The 16259-nt window shown below is 72.1% G+C and carries 15 protein-coding genes; 8 read left to right on the top strand and 7 right to left on the bottom strand.

Going from position 1 to position 16259, the window contains the following annotated elements; genetic code table 11:
• Positions 1-14: 14 nt before the first annotated feature.
• The 5 genes from pgl to tkt all read right to left on the bottom strand — a co-directional run bounded on the left by pgl (position 15) and on the right by tkt (position 6671).
• Positions 15-794, bottom strand: a complete 780-nt coding sequence (pgl, locus tag CLV52_RS11445) for a 6-phosphogluconolactonase (RefSeq protein ID WP_133766457.1) — start codon at positions 792-794, stop codon at positions 15-17.
• Positions 791-1756 carry a glucose-6-phosphate dehydrogenase assembly protein OpcA gene (locus tag CLV52_RS11440; RefSeq protein WP_133766456.1) on the bottom strand — a complete coding sequence of 322 codons (966 nt, stop codon included), beginning with the start codon at positions 1754-1756 and terminating at the stop codon, positions 791-793. The genes pgl and CLV52_RS11440 overlap by 4 nt, the downstream gene beginning before the upstream one ends.
• The gene (gene zwf, locus CLV52_RS11435) at positions 1753-3306 is read right to left on the bottom strand and encodes a glucose-6-phosphate dehydrogenase (RefSeq protein WP_133766455.1); all 1554 of its coding nucleotides are present in this window, start codon (positions 3304-3306) and stop codon (positions 1753-1755) included. Before zwf ends, CLV52_RS11440 begins: the two co-directional genes overlap by 4 nt.
• A 62-nt stretch (positions 3307-3368) precedes the next feature.
• Positions 3369-4496, bottom strand: a complete 1128-nt coding sequence (gene tal, locus CLV52_RS11430) for a transaldolase (protein ID WP_133766454.1) — start codon at positions 4494-4496, stop codon at positions 3369-3371.
• A 33-nt stretch (positions 4497-4529) separates the two neighbouring features.
• Positions 4530-6671: a transketolase gene (gene tkt, locus CLV52_RS11425; protein ID WP_133766453.1), complete on the bottom strand. Its 2142-nt coding sequence runs from the start codon at positions 6669-6671 to the stop codon at positions 4530-4532.
• A 132-nt stretch (positions 6672-6803) separates the two neighbouring features.
• Here tkt and CLV52_RS11420 point away from each other — a divergent pair, with 132 nt between their 5' ends.
• From CLV52_RS11420 to CLV52_RS11390, 7 genes are all read left to right on the top strand, one after another.
• Positions 6804-7742 carry a heme o synthase gene (locus tag CLV52_RS11420; protein WP_281276071.1) on the top strand — a complete coding sequence of 313 codons (939 nt, stop codon included), beginning with the start codon at positions 6804-6806 and terminating at the stop codon, positions 7740-7742.
• A complete protein-coding gene (locus CLV52_RS11415) occupies positions 7739-8731 on the top strand; it encodes a COX15/CtaA family protein (protein ID WP_133766451.1) in 993 nt (330 codons plus the stop codon). The genes CLV52_RS11420 and CLV52_RS11415 overlap by 4 nt, the downstream gene beginning before the upstream one ends.
• A gap of 232 nt (positions 8732-8963) precedes the next feature.
• A complete protein-coding gene (gene sufB, locus CLV52_RS11410) occupies positions 8964-10382 on the top strand; it encodes a Fe-S cluster assembly protein SufB (protein WP_133766450.1) in 1419 nt (472 codons plus the stop codon).
• Entirely contained in the window at positions 10383-11621 is a 1239-nt protein-coding gene (sufD, locus tag CLV52_RS11405) for a Fe-S cluster assembly protein SufD (RefSeq protein WP_425455683.1), read from the top strand. It begins immediately after the preceding gene.
• Positions 11618-11974, top strand: coding sequence for a non-heme iron oxygenase ferredoxin subunit (locus CLV52_RS11400; RefSeq protein ID WP_133766449.1), 357 nt, complete (start codon positions 11618-11620; stop codon positions 11972-11974). The genes sufD and CLV52_RS11400 overlap by 4 nt, the downstream gene beginning before the upstream one ends.
• A gap of 13 nt (positions 11975-11987) precedes the next feature.
• A complete protein-coding gene (gene sufC, locus CLV52_RS11395; protein WP_133766448.1) occupies positions 11988-12755 on the top strand; it encodes a Fe-S cluster assembly ATPase SufC in 768 nt (255 codons plus the stop codon).
• Entirely contained in the window at positions 12755-13084 is a 330-nt protein-coding gene (locus CLV52_RS11390) for a metal-sulfur cluster assembly factor (RefSeq protein ID WP_133766447.1), read from the top strand. Before sufC ends, CLV52_RS11390 begins: the two co-directional genes overlap by 1 nt.
• Before the next feature lie 184 nt (positions 13085-13268).
• On the opposite strand, the gene yczE is transcribed toward CLV52_RS11390, so the two are convergent.
• A complete protein-coding gene (gene yczE / locus CLV52_RS11385) occupies positions 13269-14027 on the bottom strand; it encodes a membrane protein YczE (protein ID WP_246018090.1) in 759 nt (252 codons plus the stop codon).
• Between the two features lie 62 nt (positions 14028-14089).
• Here yczE and yczR point away from each other — a divergent pair, with 62 nt between their 5' ends.
• Complete coding sequence (gene yczR / locus CLV52_RS11380) at positions 14090-15517, top strand: MocR-like transcription factor YczR (protein WP_133766446.1); 1428 nt, start codon at positions 14090-14092, stop codon at positions 15515-15517.
• Between the two features lie 56 nt (positions 15518-15573).
• Here yczR and CLV52_RS11375 read toward each other — a convergent pair whose 3' ends face one another.
• Positions 15574-16227, bottom strand: coding sequence for a biotin transporter BioY (locus tag CLV52_RS11375; protein WP_133766445.1), 654 nt, complete (start codon positions 16225-16227; stop codon positions 15574-15576).
• Positions 16228-16259: the final 32 nt, after the last annotated feature.

Below are 16259 nucleotides of genomic sequence, written 5' to 3'. Positions count from 1 at the left end.
TCGTCGTGCTCGGGTCAGTAGCTGGAGGCGATCAGGTTCTGCGGCACGTCCTGCGCAGCCTCCTGGTCGACGAAGAACACCGTGCGGCGGCGGCCCTGCGCGCCGGCGGCCGGGACCTCGATGGGGGAGGCGCCGGCTAGCGCGAGACCGAGCGCCGACGCCTTCTCCGCGCCGGAGAGCACCATCCAGATGCGCTGCGAGCTGTTGATCACCGGCAGTGTCAGGCTGAGGCGCTCGGGCGGCGGCTTCGGCGAGTTCCGGTCGGCGATGACGAGCCGGTCGTCGTCGACGCGGACGTCGTGCTCCGGGAAGAGCGACGCGATGTGCCCGTCGGGGCCGACGCCGAGGAACGTGATGTCGAAGCGCGGCACCGTCAGGCGCAGCGCCGGGTCCGCGTGCGCCGCGAGCTCGGCGGCGTACACCCGCGCCGCCTCCTCGATGTCCGGCACGGCGTCGGAGTCGGGGAACGGGTGGACGTTCTGCGGCGGCACCGGGATGTGGTCGAGGAGCGCCTCGTGCGCCTGGGTCTCGTTCCGGTCCTCGTGACCGGCGGGGAGGAAGCGCTCGTCGCCCCACCAGAAGTGGACGCGGCTCCAGTCGATCGCGCCGCGCATGGGCGAGGTGGCGATCGCGTGCTGGACGCCCTGGCCGCCCGCCGTGCCGCCGGTGAGCACCACGTTCACGTCGCGGTACTCGTCCATGAGATCGGTCAGCTTCGTGAGGAAGCGGGCCGCGACGGCGGCGATGAGGCCCTCCACATCGGGGTGGACGAGCACTCGGCGTTCGTTGGTCACAGTCCTCCAGTCGCGGTCGCGGCGAGACCGCGGTCCAGCCCGGCGAGTCCCTCCGTGAGCACCTGCCCGAAGAGGTCGTCCGGGTCGAGGCGCCGCAGCTCCTCCGCGAGGCAGTCTCGCAGACTGCGCCTGGGCAGGGAGACGTCCTGCGTCGGCTGGTCGGGCTGCGACAGGGTCGCGACGTCCGGCACGTTCCGCTCGAGCTCGATCGCGCCGGACGGCCGCAGCAGCCGGACGCCGTGGATGCCGCTCGAGCCGGTGGACCGGTCGGAGAGCACCACGGTGACGGGCACGTCGAGGGCGGAGCGCAGCCACGCGGCCAGCAGCTCGGTGGAGGGGGAGTCGGCCGCGCCGGACACCTCGACGGCCTCGACGGCCTCGTAGGGGGGCTGGTCGAGCGCGGCGGCGAGCACGGCGCGCCAGAGGGTCAGGCGCGTCCACGCGAAGTCGCTGTCGCCGGGCCGGTACGTGGCGGCGAGGTGGTCGATCGCCCGCTGCGGGTCGGCCTGCGCCGACGCGTCGGTGATGCGCCGCTGCGCGATCCGGCCGAGCGGCGACTCGGCGACGACGTCGGGCACCTCGCGCCCCGGCCACCATGCGACGACGGGCGCGTCGGGCAGCAGGAGGCCGGTCACGAGGCCCTCCTCGTCCGCACCGGCGGGACCCCACACGTGGAGCAGCACGACCTCGCTCGCACCGGCGTCCCCGCCGACGCGGATCTGCGCGTCGAGCCGAGGCTCGGCCTCGAGCCCGCCGGGCTCGTGGACGACGACGATCACCCGCATCGGGTGCTCGCGCGAGGCGTCGTTCGCGGCCTGGACCGCCTCCTCGGCCGCGCCGCTCACGGTGCTGATCACGAGGGTGAGCACCCGTCCGAGGGCGACGGCGCCGCCCTCCTCCCGCAGCGTGACGAGCGCGCGGCTCACCTTCGCGACGGTGGTCTCCGGCAGATCGACGATCACGGACGCCTCCAGATCCGGCCGTCACGGGCCAGCAGCGCATCGGCGGACGAGGGACCCCAGGTCCCGGGACGGTACTGCTCCGGCTGGCCGGCGCCCTCCCAGAACCGCTCGACGGGGTCGAGGATCATCCAGGACAGCTCGACCTCCTCGTGGCGTGGGAACAGCGGCGGGTCGCCGAGGAGCACGTCGAGGATGAGGCGCTCGTAGGCCTCCGGGCTCGCCTCGGTGAAGGCGTGCCCGTACCCGAAGTCCATGGTGACGTCGCGCACCTGCATGCCGGCGCCCGGCACCTTGGAGCCGAAGCGGATGGTGACGCCCTCGTCGGGCTGCACCCGGATGACGAGCGCGTTCTGACCGAGCAGCGACGTCTGGCTCTCCGCGAAGAGCTGGTGCGGGGCCCGCTTGAACACCACCGCGATCTCGGTGACGCGGCGCCCGAGCCGCTTGCCGGCGCGCAGGTAGAACGGCGCTCCCGCCCAGCGCCGCGTGCCGATGTCGAGCTTCAGCGCGGCGTAGGTCTCGGTCGTGGAGGCGGGGTTCATCCCGTCCTCCTCGAGGAAGCCGACGACGCGCTCGCCGCCCTGCCAGCCGGAGGAGTACTGGCCGCGAGCCGTCGCGAGGGCGAGGTCCGGCAGCCGGACGGCGGACAGCACCTTCTCCTTCTCCGCGCGGAGGTCCTTCGCGTCGAAGGACACGGGCTCCTCCATCGCGGTCAGCGCGAGGAGCTGCAGGAGGTGGTTCTGGATGACGTCGCGCGCGGCGCCGATGCCGTCGTAGTAGCCGGCGCGGCCGCTCACGCCGATGTCCTCGGCCATCGTGATCTGCACGTGGTCGACGAAGTTCGCGTTCCAGATCGGCTCGAAGAGCATGTTCGCGAACCGGAGCGCCAGGATGTTCTGGACGGTCTCCTTGCCGAGGTAGTGGTCGATGCGGAACACCGCGTCGGCCGGGAAGACGCGCTCGACGACCGCGTTCAGCTCGCGGGCGGTCTGCAGGTCGGAGCCGAACGGCTTCTCGATGACGACCCGGCGCCACTGGCCGTCACGCTGCTTCGCGGCGTCGGTGGAGGACAGCCCGGCGGCGGACAGGTGCTCGGTGACCTGCGGGAAGTCCTTCGGCGGGATCGACAGGTAGAACGCGGCGTTGCCGAGAGTGCCCCGCTCGGCCTCGAGCCGGTCGAGGGTCTCCCGCAGCCGGTCGTACCCGGCGGCGTCGTCGAACGTGCCCTGCACGAACCGGATGCCGCGCGCGAGCTGCGCCCACACGTCCTCGCGGAACGGGGTGCGCGCGGACGCGCGCACCGACTCGCGGACGACCTCGACGAACTGCTCGTCCGTCCAGTCGCGGCGGGCGAAGCCGACGAGCGCGAACCCCGGCGGGAGCAGCCCGCGGTTCGCGAGGTCGTAGACGGCGGGCATCAGCTTCTTGCGCGCCAGGTCCCCGGTGATGCCGAAGATCACGAGCGCCGACGGGCCGGCGATGCGGTTCAGCCGCCGGTCCGTCGGGACGCGCAACGGGTTCGAGCCGGGGCTCACGAGCGGCGAGTTCACCGGCTCCTCCTTCTCATGGAGACGGCCGGCGCCCGAAGGCGCCGGCCGGTCTGCAGTGGTCGTCAGGCGGACTCGAGCGCCTTCGCGACGGTGTCCGTCAGCTCGTGCCAGGAGACGATGAACTTGTCGACGCCCTCCCGCTCGAGCAGGTCGGTGACCTCGTCGAGGTCGACGCCGACGGCCTTCAGCTTCTCGAGGTCCTCGCGGGCCTCGTCGTACTTGCCGACGATGGTGTCGCCCTGCACGTCGCCGTGGTCGGCGACGGCGTCGAGCGTCTTCTCCGGCATGGTGTTGACGACGCCGTGGGTGACGAGGTCGACGACGTAGAACGTGTCCGGGAGCGACGGGTCCTTCACGCCGGTCGAGGCCCACAGCGGGCGCTGGCGGTTCGCGCCGGCCTCCTGCAGCTCGATCGCGTCCTCGGCGCCGAACGCGTCGACGAAGACCTCGTACGCGAGGCGCGCGTTCGCGACGGCCGACCTGCCCTTGAGCGCCTTCGCATCGTCCGTGCCGATCGCGTCGAGCCGCTTGTCGATCTCGGTGTCCACGCGGGACACGAAGAACGAGGCGACCGAGTGGATCGTGGACAGGTCGATGCCGGCGTCCTTCGCCTGCTTCAGCCCCTCGAGGTAGGCGGCGATGACCGCCTTGTAGCGCTCGAGCGAGAAGATCAGCGTGACGTTGACGCTGATGCCGGCGGCGATCGCGGCGGTGATCGCGGGCAGGCCCTCGACGGTCGCCGGGATCTTGATCATGACGTTCGGCTTCTCGATGGTGCTCCAGAGCCGCTTCGCCTCGGCGATGGTCGCCTCGGTGTCGTGAGCGAGCTCGGGGGACACCTCGATCGAGACGCGGCCGTCGTAGCCGTGCGTGGCGTCGTACACGCCGCGGAACACGTCGGCGGCGTCGGAGACGTCCTTCGTCGTGATCTCGAAGATCGCCTGCGCCGTGTCGGCGCCCTTCGCCTTCAGCTCGCGGACCTGCTCGTCGTAGGTCTCGCCCTTGGCCAGCGCCGACGCGAAGATCGTCGGGTTCGTCGTGACGCCCACGACGTTCTTCTCATCGATCAGCTGCTGCAGGTTCTTCGTCACGATCCGCTCGCGCGAGAGGTCGTCGAGCCAGATGCTGACGCCCGCCTTCGAGAGCGCTTCGGTGTTCGACCCGGTGGTGGGCTCGGTGGTGATGCTCATGTCTGCTCCTCGGTTGCGTAGGGGTGAACCGCCTCAGCGGCCCAGTGATTCCTTGGCGGCGGCGACCACGTGCTCGTGGGTGATGCCGAACTCCTGCAGCAGGAAGTCGCCGTCGGCGCTCGCGCCGAAGTGGTCGATGCCGACCGCCCGGCCCTGGTCGCCGATGTACTTCGCCCAGCCGAGCGTGGCGCCGGCCTCGACGGACACCCGCGCCTTGACGGCGGCGGGGAGCACCGACTCCTTGTACTCGGCGCTCTGCTCGTCGAACCACTCGAGGCACGGCGCGGAGACGACGGACGCGTCGATGCCCTCCGAGGCGAGCGCCTCGCGCGCGGCGACGGCGACCTGCACCTCCGAGCCCGTCGCGATGAGGATCACGTCCGGCACGTCCTTCTTCGCGGCGGCGAGCACGTAGGCGCCCTTCGCGACGCCGTCCGTCGACGCGAAGACGTCGCCGGACGCCTCGCCCTCGCCGCGCTCGAACACCGGCAGGTTCTGCCGGCTGAGCGCGAGACCCGCGGGGCCCATGCGGCGCGACATGATCTGCTTCCACGCCGCGGCGGTCTCGTTCGCGTCGGCGGGCCGGATGATGTCGAGCTGCGGGATGAGGCGCAGCGCCCACAGGGTCTCCACCGGCTGGTGGGTCGGGCCGTCGCCGCCGAGGGCGACCGAGTCGTGCGTCCAGACGTAGATCGTCGGCGCCTTCATCAGCGCGGCGAGCCGCACGGCGGGGCGCATGTAGTCGCTGAAGATCAGGAACGTCGCACCGAACACGCGGGTGTTCCCGTGCAGCACGATGCCGTTCAGGATGTTGCCCATCGCGTGCTCGCGGATGCCGAAGTGGAGCACGCGCCCGTAGGGGTTCGCCTTCCACATCGCGGTCGCGCGCTCCGGCGGGAGGAAGCTGCCGACGCCCTCGATGGTCGTGTTGTTCGACTCGGCGAGGTCGGCCGAGCCGCCCCAGAACTCCGGGAAGCGCTTGGCGAGCCCGTTGATGACCTTGCCGGACGCGACGCGGGTCGACACGGCCTTGCCGGCCGGGAACTCCGGCACGTCCGCGAAGGCGTCCTCGGGCAGGTCGCCGGCGAGCACGCGGTCGAGGAGCGCCTTGCGCTCCGGGTTCGCCTCGGCCCAGGCGTCGAAGCCCTGGTTCCACTCGGCGTGCTGCGCCTGGCCGCGGCCCACGGCCCGACGGGTGTGGGCGAGCACCTCGGGCTCGACGAAGAAAGTCTTCTCGGGGTCGAGCTCGAGCGCCTCCTTCAGGCCCTTGATCTCGGCCTCGCCCATGGCGGAGCCGTGGATCTTGCCGGTGTTGCGGAGGGTGGGGGAGGGCCAGCCGATGATCGTCTTCAGAACGATGAACGACGGCTTGTCGGTGACGCGCTGCGCCTCGAGGATCGCGGCGTAGAGCGCCGGGACGTCCTCGTGGTAGTCCGCGCCGCTCTTCCAGTCGACCGTCTGGACATGCCAGCCGAGCGCCTCGTAGCGCTTCGCGACGTCCTCCGAGAGGGCGATGTTCGTGTCGTCCTCGATGGAGATCTGGTTGTCGTCGTAGAAGACGATCAGGTTGCCGAGCTGCTGCGTGCCGGCGAGGGAGGACGCCTCGTTGGTCACGCCCTCCTCGATGTCGCCGTCGCCGGCGACGCAGTAGATGTAGTGGTCGAAGGGGCTGTCGCCGGCCGCGGCGTCCGGGTCGAAGAGGCCGCGCTCGAAACGGGAGGCGTAGGCGAAGCCGACCGAGGCGGCGAGGCCGGACCCGAGCGGGCCGGTCGTGATCTCGATGCCGTCGGTGTGGCCGTACTCCGGGTGGCCCGGAGTCTTCGAGCCGTACTGCCGCAGCTGCTCGAGGTCCTCGATCTCGAGGCCGTAGCCGCCGAGGAAGAACTGGAGGTACTGCGTGAGCGACGAGTGGCCGTTCGAGAGGATGAAGCGGTCCCGGCCGAGCCAGGTGGAGTCGGACGGGTCGCGCCGCATCACCTTCTGGAAGAGCAGGTAGGCGAGCGGGGCCAGGCTGATGGCGGTGCCGGGGTGTCCGTTCCCCGCCTTCTGCACGGCGTCGGCGGCGAGCGCGCGGGTCGTGTCGACCGCCTTCTGGTCGAGCTCCGTCCACTCGAGCTCGGTTCCGGTGCGGGTCTTGAGGTCGGTCACGACGATCCTTCCGTCGGTGGAGTTCATAAGCGATGGCTGTACGACGGCCGCAGGGCAGTCTACGGAAGGCAGAACACCCGTCGTACGCCCGGTCGATGCTCCCGCGTCCCGATGGGCGCCCGCTTCGAGCGGCGTCCGATTCACCTAGAATCCTCAGCAGTGAGCACCACGGTCAGGGCGGAGAGCGGGCGGGCCCAGCCCTCCCGTCGGGACCGCGTCCCATTCGGCAGGCAGGTGCGCGGCTACGTCGCGCTGATGAAGCTGCGGGTCGTCGAGCTGCTGCTCGTGACGACGATCCCGGTGATGATCCTCGCCGTCCGCGGCGTGCCCGATCTGCTCGTCGTCGCGGCCACGCTCGTCGGCGGGACGCTGTCCGCCGGGGCCGCCAACGCGTTCAACATGGTGATCGACCGCGACATCGACCGCGTCATGCACCGCACGCGGCACCGCCCGCTCGTGACGGGCGATCTGACGCCCCGCCAGGCCCTGGTCTTCGCGCTGCTGCTGACCGTCGTGTCGACGCTCGTCCTCGGGCTGCTGACGACGTGGCTCGCCGCGGCGCTGTCGCTCGCGGCGATCGGCTTCTACGTCTTCATCTACACGATGTGGCTCAAGCGGCGGACGAGCCAGAACATCATCTGGGGCGGGATCGCCGGGTGCTTCCCGGTGCTGATCGGCTGGGCCGCGGTCACCGGCACGCTCGCGCCGGCGGCCTGGGTGCTGTTCGCGCTGATCTTCCTGTGGACCCCGCCGCACTACTGGCCCCTGTCCATGCGGTACCGGGACGACTACTCGTCCGTCGGCGTGCCGATGCTCGGCGCCGTCCGCGGTCCGGCGAGCGTCGGGCTGCAGACCGTCCTCTACGCGTGGGCGACGCTCGCGTGCTCGCTCCTCCTGATCCCGGTCGCCGGCATGGGGCCCGTCTACGCGCTCGTCGCCCTCGGCGCGGGCGGCTGGTTCGTGCTCGAGACGCACCGCCTCTACGCCCGGGCCCTCGCCGGCGAGGAGATCGCGCCGATGCGCGTCTTCCACGCCTCCATCGGCTCGCTCTCGCTCGTCTTCCTCGGCATCGCCGTCGACGCTCTCCTGTTCCGATGAGCGCCCCCGGCACGGACCGGCCCCGCCCGCGGACCCCGTTCGCGTGGCTGGCGGACCGCGTCGCGCTCGGGCCCCGCGCCCTGCGGTGGGGGACCACCGCCGCGCTCGTCGTCAGCATCCTCATCATCGTCACCGGCGGGGTCGTGCGGATCACCGGCTCGGGCCTCGGCTGCCCGACCTGGCCGCAGTGCGAGGCGGGGTCGCTCACGACGACGCCGGCGCTCGGCGTCCACGGGGTGATCGAGTTCGGCAACCGCGCGCTCACGTCCGTGCTGATCGTCGCGGTCGGCTGGGCGATCATCGCCGCGGCGCTGCAGCGCCGCTGGCAGCGCACCCTCGCGCGGCTCACCTGGTCCGAGTTCTGGCTCGTCGTGATCAACGCGGTCGCGGGCGGCATCACGGTCCTGGTCAAGCTGAACCCCTACGTCGTCGCGCTCCACTTCGTGCTCGCGATCGCCCTCCTGACCACCACCACCCTCGCCTGGCACCGATCGCGGCAGTCCGCCGCCGCGAAGCCGGTCAGCGCCACCGCCGGCCGGACGTCGTGGGCGCTCACGGGGGTCGCGGCGCTGCTCGTCGTGCTCGGGACGATCGTGACCGGCGCGGGCCCGCACTCCGGGGACTCCGCGGAGGTCCACCGGATCGGCGTGAGCTGGACGGCCGTCACCGTCGTGCACGGCGCATCGGCGCTCGTCGTCATCGCGCTCGCGGCGGTGCTGCTCGTCCAGCTGCGGCGCGAGGGCGCGGTGCTCGCCGCCCGTCGTGTCGCCGTGCTGCTCGCCGTCCTCGCCGCGCAGGCCGTCATCGGGATCGTCCAGGCGCTCACCGGGCTGCCGGGCGCCTTCGTCGTCCTGCACCTCCTCGGGGCCGCACTGGTCTGGGTCGGCGTGCTCCGAGTGCTCCTCGACACCCACCCGGCGCTGTTCGGCCGCGTCGTCCCGGTGCACGAAACCGAGGTGCGCGAGCCGGTCGCCGCCCCCGGTCGCTGAGCCCGCCCGCACCCTTCCGTCCGGCACACCGTCCGAGGACCGCACGGCAGTAGGATCGACGTCCGGTCGGAGCCCCATCGGGACCCGGCAGATCATCGGCACCGCGGCCCGGGGTCCGCGAGCAGCGGCCTCGGACCGTGTCGCGCACACCACCTCCACGAGGTCGCCGCGCGCGACGGAATGCGGCACACCGCCGACAGGTTCGGTACCGGCAAGGAGAGGAGCACCCGTCATGTCAGACGTGCTGATCGACCGCCCGGAGCTCGAAGGGCTCGGCGTGTACGAGTTCGGCTGGGCCGACTCCGACACGGCCGGAGCGTCCGCGAAACGAGGGCTCTCCGCAGCTGTCGTCGAGGACATCTCCGCTCGCAAGAGCGAGCCGGAGTGGATGCTGAAGAACCGGCTCAAGGGCCTCTCCATGTTCGGCCGCAAGCCGATGCCGACGTGGGGCGCCGACCTGACCGGCATCGACTTCGACAACATCAAGTACTTCGTGAAGTCCACCGAGCGCCAGGCGCAGACGTGGGAGGACCTCCCCGAGGACATCCGCACCACCTACGAGAAGCTCGGGATCCCGGAGGCGGAGCGCCAGCGCCTCGTCGGCGGCGTCGCCGCGCAGTACGAGTCGGAGGTCGTCTACCACCAGATCCAGGAGGAGCTGGAGGAGAAGGGGGTGATCTTCATGGACACGGACACCGCCCTGAAGGAGCACCCCGAGTTCTTCGAGGAGTACTTCGGCACCGTCATCCCCGCGGGCGACAACAAGTTCGCGGCGCTGAACACGGCCGTCTGGTCGGGCGGCTCTTTCGTCTACGTCCCGAAGGGCGTGCACGTCGACATCCCGCTGCAGGCGTACTTCCGGATCAACACCGAGAACATGGGCCAGTTCGAGCGGACGCTGATCATCGCCGACGAGGGCTCGTACGTGCACTACATCGAGGGCTGCACGGCGCCGATCTACAAGAGCGACTCGCTGCACTCCGCGGTCGTCGAGATCGTCGTGAAGAAGAACGCCCGCGTTCGGTACACGACCATCCAGAACTGGTCGAACAACGTCTACAACCTCGTCACCAAGCGGGCCATCGCCCACGAGGGCGCGACGATGGAGTGGATCGACGGCAACATCGGCTCCAAGGTGACGATGAAGTACCCGTCGATCTACCTGGTCGGCGAGCACGCCAAGGGCGAGACCCTGTCGGTGGCGTTCGCCGGGCCCGGGCAGCACCAGGACGCCGGCGCGAAGATGATCCACATGGCGCCGTACACGCAGTCGTCGATCGTCTCGAAGTCGATCGCGCGCGGCGGCGGCCGGGCCGGCTACCGCGGCGAGGTCCGCGTCGACCCGAACGCGCACCACTCCGCCAACACCGTCCGCTGCGACGCGCTGCTCGTGGACACGATCAGCCGCTCCGACACCTACCCGGCGATCGACATCCGCGTCGACGACGTGCAGCTCGGCCACGAGGCGACCGTCTCGAAGGTGTCCGAGGAGCAGCTCTTCTACCTGATGAGCCGCGGCATGCCGGAGGACGACGCGATGGCGATGATCGTGCGCGGCTTCATCGAGCCCATCGCGCGCGAGCTGCCGATGGAGTACGCCCTCGAGCTGAACAAGCTGATCGAGATGGGCATGGAAGGGAGCGTCGGCTAGGTGGCTGAGGAGGTCCAGACACTCTCCACGGATCCGGAGCACCCGGCGCAGGGGACCACGACCCCGGTCGTGACCGGCACCGGCACGCGGCCGGCGATCATCGGCGACGCCACCACCGGCCACGGCGACGTCCCCGTGCAGACCCGGAACGAGCGCTTCGCGTCGACCGACGTCGCGGCGTTCCCGCCCGTCACGGGTCGCGAGGCCACGTGGAAGCTCACGCCGATCGGGGAGCTGAAGGCCCTGATCGAGGGTGGGCTCGACGGCTCCCGATACCCTGTCGACACGACCGCGACCGGTGGCGCGCAGGTCGTCTGGGTCGGTCGCGAGGACGAGCGCATCGGTACGGCCGGCATCCCGGAGGACCGGGCCGCTGCGAACGCGTGGTCGTCCTTCCAGGAGGCGCTCGTCGTCCGCGTGACGGGCGAGGAGGCCTCCACCGCGACGGTGGTGCGCACCGAGCTCGGGAGCGCCGCCCGCGCCGCCCATACGATCGTCGACGCCGCGCCGTTCGCGAAGGCGGTCGTGGTGCTGGACAACCGCGGCACCGCCCACCTCGCCGAGAACGTCGAGATCCTCGTCGGCGACGGCGCGGACATCACCGTCGTCTCGGTCCAGGACTGGGACGACGACGCGAAGCACGTCGCCAACCACTTCGCGCAGGTCGGCCGCGACGCGCACCTGAAGCACGTCGTCGTCTCGTTCGGCGGCGCCGTCGTGCGGGTGAACCCCTCCGTCACGCTCGCCGGCTCCGGCGCGGACGGCGACCTGCTCGGCGTCTACTTCGCCGACGCGGCGCAGCACCTCGAGAGCCAGGTCTTCCTCTTCCACAAGGCGGACCACACGAAGGGCCGCGTCGAGTACCGCGGGGCCCTGCAGGGCGAGGGCGCGCACACGGTCTGGATCGGCGACGTGCTGATCGGCCCGGACGCGACCGGCACCGACTCGTACGAGCAGAACCGCAACCTCGTGCTCACGGACGGCACGCGCGCCGACTCCGTGCCGAACCTCGAGATCGAGACCGGCGACATCGCCGGGGCCGGCCACGCCTCCGCGACCGGCCGCTTCGACGACGAGCAGCTGTTCTACCTCCAGGCTCGCGGCATCCCGGAGGAGGTCGCCCGCCGCCTCGTCGTCCGCGGCTTCCTGTCGTCGATCGTGCAGAAGATCGGCGTCCCCGAGCTGGAGGAGCGCCTGCAGCAGGCGATCGAGGCCGAGCTCGCTGGAGAGGCCCGATGAGCGCCCCCGAGCGCGTCTGCTCCTTCGCCGAGCTCGAGCAGGACTCCGCGCTCCGGGTCGTCGTCGGCGGCACGCCCGTGGCCGTCGTGAAGGACGCGAACGGCGACGTCTTCGCCATCGGCGACACCTGCACCCACGGCGACATCTCCCTGGCGGAGGGGTTCGTCGAGACGCCAGGAAGTGGAACACCGACGCTGGAGTGCTGGGCGCACGGCTCGAAGTTCTCCCTCACGAGCGGCAAGCCGCTCACCCTGCCGGCCTACCAGCCGGTGCCCGTCTTCCGGGTGACCGTGGAGGGCGACGACGTGCTCGTCGACCCGACCCCGGTCCCCGCATCCGAACTGCCCGCGTAACGAAGGAATCCGCATGTCCACCCTCGCGATCCGCGACCTCCACGTCTCCATCGAGACCGACCAGGGCACGAAGCCGATCCTGCGCGGCGTCGACCTCGACATCTCGAGCGGCGAGACCCACGCCGTGATGGGCCCCAACGGCTCCGGCAAGTCGACGCTCGCCTACACGATCGCCGGGCACCCGCGCTACACCGTCGACTCGGGCTCGATCACGCTCGACGGCGAGGACGTCCTCGCGATGAGCGTCGACGAGCGCGCCCGCGCCGGTCTCTTCCTCGCCATGCAGTACCCGGTCGAGATCCCCGGCGTCACCGTGTCGAACTTCCTCCGCACCGCGAAGACGGCGATCGACGGCAAGTCGCCCGCCATCCGCGGCTGGGTGAAGGACGTCCGCCAGTCCATGGAGAACCTCCGCATGGACAGCGCGTTCGCCGAGCGCAACGTGAACGAGGGCTTCTCCGGCGGCGAGAAGAAGCGCCACGAGATCCTCCAGCTCGAGCTGCTGAAGCCGAAGTTCGCGGTGCTCGACGAGACCGACTCCGGCCTCGACGTCGACGCGCTGAAGATCGTCTCGGAGGGCGTGAACCGGGCGAAGGGCTCCTCCGACCTCGGCGTCCTGCTCATCACGCACTACACGCGGATCCTCCGCTACATCAAGCCGGACTTCGTGCACGTCTTCGTCGCGGGCCGCGTCGCCGAGGAGGGCGGTCCCGAGCTGGCCGACCGTCTCGAGGACGAGGGCTACGACCGCTACGTCGCCGCCGCGGCGGCCTCCGCCTGATGACGGTCGAGCTCGCGCCGGAGCGCTTCGACGAGATCTCCGAGGCGCTGAAGGACGTCGTCGACCCCGAGCTCGGCGTCAATGTGGTCGACCTCGGCCTGATCTACGACCTGAACTGGGACGACGAGAACGACGCCCTCGTCATCAACATGACGCTCACCTCGGCCGGCTGCCCGCTCACCGACGTGATCGAGGACGAGACCGCGCAGGCCCTCGACGGCCACGTCGAGCGCTTCCGGATCAACTGGGTGTGGATGCCGCCCTGGGGCCCGGAGCGCATGACCGACGACGGCAAGGACATGATGCGCGCGATCGGCTTCCAGATTTGATTCGGAGCGAGCGCGTCGCGACCGGCTTCGCCGGCCCCGCCGCGCTCGCTGTGCCTCCGCTTCGCTCCGGCACGCCTTCGGCGCCATGAGGCGCCGGGGCGCTTTGCGCCCGGGATCCCTCTCGAAGGGCCGCTCCGCTCCTCGCGGGGCGGTCCTTCGTCGTCCTCGAGATCATCCCGAGCGCTCAGTGGCGGCGGAGCTGGGACGGAGCGAGGAGGCGGATCGCGACGCCGCAGAGCGGGCCGATCCCGAGGGCGAACGCGATCGTCCCGATGCCGACGTTCCCGCCGAGCAGCCAGCCGAGCAGGAGCGCCGAGCCCTCCACCACCGCACGAGCGAGCCAGACCGGCCAGCCGAAGCGCCGATGCAGGCCGAGCATGAGGCCGTCGCGAGGACCGGCACCGAGGCCCGCTCCGACGTAGACCGCTGTCGCGACCGCGAGCAGCAGCATCCCGCCGACCAGCAGGGCGATGCGGGGGAGGAGCCCCTCCGGCACCGCGATCAGGTCCAGCACCACCTGCGCGGCCGTGCCGACGAGCAGCACGTTGAGCAGCGTGCCGATCCCGGGTCGCTGGCGCAGCGGGACCCAGAGCAGCAGCAGGAGCGCCCCGATCCCGTTCGTCACCAGGCCGAAGGGGACGCCCGTGACCCGGGCGACGCCCTGCGCGAGCACGTCCCAGGGGCCGACGCCGAGCTGCGCGCGCAGCATCAGGGCGAGCGAGGCGCCGTAGAGGAGCAGGCCGACGACCAGCTGGCCGCCGCGGAGGAGCGCCGCTGGCTGCGGGAGGGCGAGGGGCCGGGCCGCGGGCACCGCCGCATCGTGGGAGCGCGGACCCGGGCGGAGCCCGAAACCGTCCCGGACGGCCTCGCGACGGACCGCCCCGGCGAGGAGGACGACCGCGCCGACGGCGGCGGTCACGGCGAGCGTGGGATCGAGGACCATGAGGGCCACTTCAGCGGAATCGGCCCTCGTGCACGCGGGCCAATCGGAGGAAAGTGGCTCTCATGCCCACCGCGCCCGGTCCCTCCGCACCGCAGCTCGCCCGGCTGCTCACCGGCTGGCGCGGCGAGGGCACCTCCGCCCGTGCGCTCGCGGAGCGCATCGGCGTGCTCCTCGAGGACGGCCGGCTCGCCGCCGGACGACGGCTGCCCGCCGAGCGCGTGCTCGCCGCCGAGCTCGGCGTGAGCCGCACGACGGTCACCGCCGCCTACGGCCTGCTCCGCGAGCGGGGGCGGCTCGTGAGCGTGCAGGGCTCCGGGAGTGCCCTGGCGCTGCCGGACGCGCCTCGGGGTTCGAGCGGCAGCGCCCCGGCGGTGGCGGACCTCTCGAACGCCATCCCGCCGGCGTGGCCGGCCCTGCCCGGCTACGTCGCCGCCGCCGCGGCCCGGCTGCCGGAGGTGCTCGACGCGGCGCGGCTCGACTACCAGGGCCTGCTCGAGCTGCGCGAGGGCCTGGCTGCGCGATACACGGACCGCGGCCTGCCCACCGGGCCCGACCGGATCCTCGTGACGAGCGGCGCCCAGCACGGCATCGGGCTCGTCCTCCACGCCCTGCTGCGGCGCGCCGACCGGCTCGTGGTCGACGTCCCGAGCTACCCGCACGCGCTCGACGCGTGCCGGGCCGCGGGCGCCCGGATCGTGCCGCTCGCGATGCCGGACGCGCGGCCGGACGTGGACGAGTGGGAGCGGGTCCTCGCGCGGACCCGGCCCGAGTTCGCCTACCTCATGCCCGACTTCCACAATCCGACGGGGTCCACGCTCGACGAGGAGGAACGGCGCCGGATCCTCCGCGCGGCGGCCGCCGCCGGCACCGTCCTCATCGTCGACGAGACGACCGCGGAGCTCGCGATCGACCCGGGGGAGCCGCACCCGCCGTTCGCCGCGCTCGCGGTCGGCACGGGCGCGCACGTCGTGACGGTCGGGTCGGTCGGCAAGACCGTCTGGCACGGCCTCCGCATCGGGTGGATCCGGGCCGACCCGAGAACGGTGGCCGCGATCGCCGCCGCCCGGCCTGCGCGCGACCTCGGCACCCCCGTGCTCGACCAGCTCGTCGTCGCGGCGCTGCTGCCCGACGTGCGGCGGGTGCTCGCCGACCGGGCCGTCCAGCTGCGAGCGACCCGCGCCGCCGTGCTCGAGCGCCTCGGGGTGGACCTGCCGGACTGGCGCGCACCCGTGCCCGCAGGCGGGCTGTCGATCTGGGCCGGGCTGCCGGAGCCGCGCAGCTCGCTGCTCGTCCCGGCCGCCGCGGCCGTCGGGGTCCGGATCGTCGCGGGGCCGCGCTTCGGCGTCGACGGCGCGTTCGAGCGCAACCTCCGGATCCCGATCGGCGGCGCCCCGGGGCCGACCGCCGCGGCGGTGGGGCTGCTCGCGGAGGCGTGGCGCGGGATGGGGGCGCACCACCCGGTGCAGGAGGCGTTCGCCCCCGTCCTGTGACGTCGAAGGGCCGCCCCCGCAGCGGGAGGCGGCCCTTCGGGGCAGCTGGACCGGGCTCAGCGGCTCCGGAGGTGCGAGACGCCCTTCCAGGCCGCGGGGAGCAGGAGGCCCGCGACGACGGCCTTCACGACGTCGCCGACGAGGAACGGGGCGACGCCGGCACCCCAGACCGCTGCGCCGAGCGAGTCGAAGTGGAGGAAGTCGTGCCAGACGGCGGGGCCGAGGTCGCCGAGCGAGACCGCGAGCCAGGGCAGGCCGAAGGCGTACATGACGACGGTCCCGGCGGCGAAGGACACGACCGTGCCCACGACCCGGCGGTCCCACTCGCGCTGCGCCAGCCAGCCGACGAGCGCCGCCGCCGCGATGAAGCCGATGATGAACCCGCCGGAGGTCAGGGCGAACAGGCTGCCCGAGGTGTGCTCGGCGAAGACCGGCGCGCCGAGGACGCCTGCCACCAGGTACAGGGCCATCGACAGCGAGCCCCGCAGCGAGCCGAGGACCGTGCCGACGAGCAGCACCGCGAAGGTCTGGCCCGTCATGGGGATCGGCCACATCGGGATGTAGAGCTGGGCGAGCGCGGCCGTGAGCGCCGCGCCGCCGACGACCAGGGCGGCGTCCGTTGCGAGCGAGCGCCCCTTCGAGAGCCTCAGGGCGGCGGGCAGGACGCGGTCCGCGAGGACGGGGCGGGACGGGGCGAGGGACAGCGACACCGGGCGGCTCCTTGGGGGCGACCGGCGACCTG

The organism is Amnibacterium kyonggiense, assembly GCF_004364555.1.
GTDB classification, from domain to species: domain Bacteria; phylum Actinomycetota; class Actinomycetes; order Actinomycetales; family Microbacteriaceae; genus Amnibacterium; species Amnibacterium kyonggiense.
The sequence above is the reverse complement of the archived record's forward strand: the minus strand, read 5'-3'. Positions and strand labels throughout refer to the sequence as shown.